4 protein-coding genes are annotated in these 3,514 nt (G+C 41.2%); 3 read left to right on the top strand and 1 reads right to left on the bottom strand.

Annotated features, from left to right (window positions below):
- Positions 1-1,129: CapA family protein (locus VK080_RS03035; RefSeq protein WP_414672208.1), on the top strand; the 1,129-nt coding region annotated here is incomplete at its 5' end.
- A gap of 59 nt (positions 1,130-1,188) precedes the next feature.
- On the opposite strand, the gene VK080_RS03030 is transcribed toward VK080_RS03035, so the two are convergent.
- Entirely contained in the window at positions 1,189-1,524 is a 336-nt protein-coding gene (locus tag VK080_RS03030; RefSeq protein ID WP_324223321.1) for a PadR family transcriptional regulator, read from the bottom strand.
- A 170-nt stretch (positions 1,525-1,694) separates the two neighbouring features.
- Here VK080_RS03030 and VK080_RS03025 point away from each other — a divergent pair, with 170 nt between their 5' ends.
- Positions 1,695-2,510 (top strand): DUF368 domain-containing protein, encoded by an 816-nt coding sequence (locus VK080_RS03025; RefSeq protein WP_324223320.1) that lies wholly within the window; start codon positions 1,695-1,697, stop codon positions 2,508-2,510.
- Positions 2,511-2,577: 67 nt separating this feature from the next.
- Complete coding sequence (locus tag VK080_RS03020) at positions 2,578-2,898, top strand: thioredoxin family protein (RefSeq protein ID WP_324223319.1); 321 nt, start codon at positions 2,578-2,580, stop codon at positions 2,896-2,898.
- The last annotated feature ends 616 nt before the right edge of the window (positions 2,899-3,514 follow it).

Genomic DNA, 3,514 nt, shown 5'->3' with positions numbered 1-3,514 from the left:
TGCTGTTTTCATGGCTGGCTGTACGGAACAGTCACTTGATCCGAAAGATGCGGCAGATCACCAGGGATCGACAGAACTGGAAGTAAAAGAAAAACCTCAAATATCTGCTCTCACAGAACAAGAGATAACCCTCTCTGCCATCGGGGATATGCTGATCCATGAAACCGTTTATGAAGATGCACGGACAGCCGGTGGCACGTATGATTTCAGACCAATGCTTAAGCGGGTTAAGCCCTTTTTAAATGATACGACGATTACTTTTGCCAACCAGGAAACGATGCTCGGAGGCGAAGAGCTGGGCTTGTCAAGCTATCCGGCATTTAACAGTCCGTATGCTGTCGGGGATGCTTTGAAGGATGCCGGTGTCAATGTCGTTTCGCTTGCCAATAACCACACACTGGATCGCGGTGAGGAGGCAATTATGAATGCGATTAGCCATTGGGAAAATATCGATATGATGTATACAGGTGCTTATAAAGACGAGGCTGACCGTGAAAACATACGTGTCTACCAAACGGATGAAGGCATTTCAGTGGCATTTTTGGCGTATACCTATGGCACAAATGGTATTCCGGTCCCGGAAGGAAAAGATCATTTGGTGAATTTGATTAATCGGGAGGTAATGGCAGATCGGATAAGCGAGGCCAAACAACAGGCTGATGCTGTCGTCTTGAGTCTGCATTATGGTAATGAGTATGAGCGCATGCCAAGCGAGGAACAAAAGGATCTTGTCCAGTTTCTGGCCAATGAAGGCGTTGATGTTGTTTTAGGCCATCACCCGCATGTGCTGCAGCCGGTTGATTGGGTTGAGGGTGAGGATGGTCATCAGACGCTTGTTGCTTATTCACTCGGCAATTTTCTTTCCGGGCAGGATGAGTTTTATCGCCGGATCGGCGGCATTTTTAGATTTACCATTCAGAAAACGATTGACGGTGACGAGGAAAATATCGAAGTAAAAGCGCCAAAGTTTATGCCGACCTTTGTGAAGTTCAAAAATCAGGCGAATTATGAAGTAGCACCAATGTATCAACTGACAAATGATGAACTGGCAAATGCCCCGGAACATTATCAGGAGATGAAGGACCACATGTCACAGTGGGTTCCGGAATTGGAGTTTATTGAGGAATGATTCGTATGAAATACCCGCTCTGCAAATTCGTGCGGGTATTTCAATGAGATCCTTTGTGTTCATCTTATTTGGCCTCCTTTTTCGATAATATTGTCCACCGGCTGTTTAATCGTTGTCCAGTGATGGATAAATTGTTTTAATGATTCGTACCCTTCGTCGGTTAAATAATAATATTTCCGCTTCGGTCCAGATTCCGACTTTTTCATTTCACCCTGGATTAATTTTTCTTTTTGCAGGCGTAATAAAATCGGATAGATGGACCCTTCACTGACATCATTCAGCCCGAATTCCTGCAGTTTTACAGAAAGTTCATAGCCGTATGTCGGCTGCTGTTGGATAATGGATAAAATACACCCTTCCAGAATACCTTTTAATAATTGACTTCTAAGTGACATGCTTTTAACCTGCCTTGTCATACAAGATACTAGACCTTTAAAAAAGCTATCTTGTAATACAAAATAGCTGTCACGAAAGTATATAAAATTTTCATGTGATTTGCAAGCATATTTTGATATGATTAACTTATGATTTTTATAAGAGTACTGGACAAGGGAGATTTTTAATAATGGAATGGAAAAATATTTATCGCGGTCTGGTGATGGGTGCGAGTGATGTCATCCCGGGTGTGAGCGGGGGAACGATTGCTGTTCTGCTCGGAATCTATGAGCGGCTGATTGCAGCCATTAACGGATTTATGAGCAAGGATTGGAAAAAACAGCTGGGCTTTTTGATTCCGCTGGGTATTGGGATCGTAACGGCTATATTTTTACTGAGTAATGTGATTGATTGGCTGTTTGAGAATTATCCCGGACCGACGAAATTTTTCTTTTTGGGGCTGATTTTGGGTGTGCTGCCCTATTTGTTCCATAAAGCTGATGCGAAAAACAAATTTCAGGCTAAACATATTTTGATACTATTAATAGGTGCTGCGCTTGTTGGTTCTTTGGCGTTTCTACAGGCCAGTGAGGGACCTGTTATTGAAAATATGACGACTTCCACTTATATTAAGCTGTTTTTTTCCGGATTTATTGCCAGCAGTGCACTCGTTCTACCTGGTATCAGCGGATCGCTCATGCTGTTGATTATGGGGATGTATACAACTATCATTGGCGCAGTCAGTAATTTACAGCTTGATATTATTGCTGTTACTGGTGCAGGGATTGTTCTTGGCATTGTTTTCATGAGCAAGATTGTTAATTTCTTTTTAAACAGATATTATACTGGAACATTTGCGGTGATTATCGGCATGGTCATCGGATCAGTTTTCGTCGTGTTTCCGGGGTGGCCGGTAGAGATTTCACTGGGGCTGTTGAGTATTGCCACATTTGCGTTGGGATTGGCTGCAGCTTATGTGCTTGGAAAAGTTGAATATGAGTCGTGAACAAACTAAAAGACATGTCGGATTAAAATAGGTAAAATGTAGATAGAAACGATAAGGGGGTTCGAACATGAAACATATTGAGACAGAGGAACAATTCAATGACATCATTCAGTCAGATGAGCCGGTTATTGTGAAATTTTTCGCGGACTGGTGCCCGGATTGCAAACGTATGGATATGTTCATTGGCGATGTCATGGATGAATTTAATAATTATGACTGGTATGAAATCAACAGTGATGAAGTGAAAGGCATCGCCGATAAATATGAAGTGATGGGCATTCCAAGCATTTTGATTTTTAAAGATGGGGAAAAGCTCGCCCATCAGCATAGTGCTGATACAAAAACACCCGAATCGGTCAGTGAATTTTTGCATCAGCAATTGGCATAGGAAGATTTAATCACCCCTTTTGTGGGTGATTATTTTTTGCTCTGTGGGGAAGTAAGAGCGGCAGAATCCAAATCGAGACGTTATTTTCACAGTTTATAAAGCCTTACGGGAGCTTTGTTCGCAGGATGGTTATGGCCAATCGGAATATGCAGGATTATGAGTATATGCTTGAGATTGGTTCCGGGAAAGATAATATTTGTAACAGGGAATGATTTGTCGATGTAGGCTTGCTCAATAGTTCATCAAGCTTTAAAACAATTAATCAAACGTTTGATTAAAGGTGCGGAATGAATTTTAAAAGTTTCTAAAATATGCTCAATGACTTTGCCGGATCAAAATGGCAACTGAGACAGAAATTGATCTGACATACGATCTTTTCTTTCTTTTCAGAAGACGCATCTAATGGTATGAAACGGCGGAAGTAAAAGAGTGGTAACAATATTGTTTTATGGTAACATTTCGATAAATGAAGTTATGGAAAATATTAATTACTCAACTTTCGCACCAAGAAAATCACAGTAGATTCAACACCTAACAGCGCTTGTTGGATCTGACATATAGTGCTTGACTTTAGGTTAAAACATGAAAAAACACCTCAACTTTTGGTATAGTTGAT

This window comes from Lentibacillus sp., assembly GCF_035301925.1.
GTDB lineage: Bacteria > Bacillota > Bacilli > Bacillales > Amphibacillaceae > Lentibacillus.
This window is presented reverse-complemented; position numbering and strand designations above follow the sequence as displayed.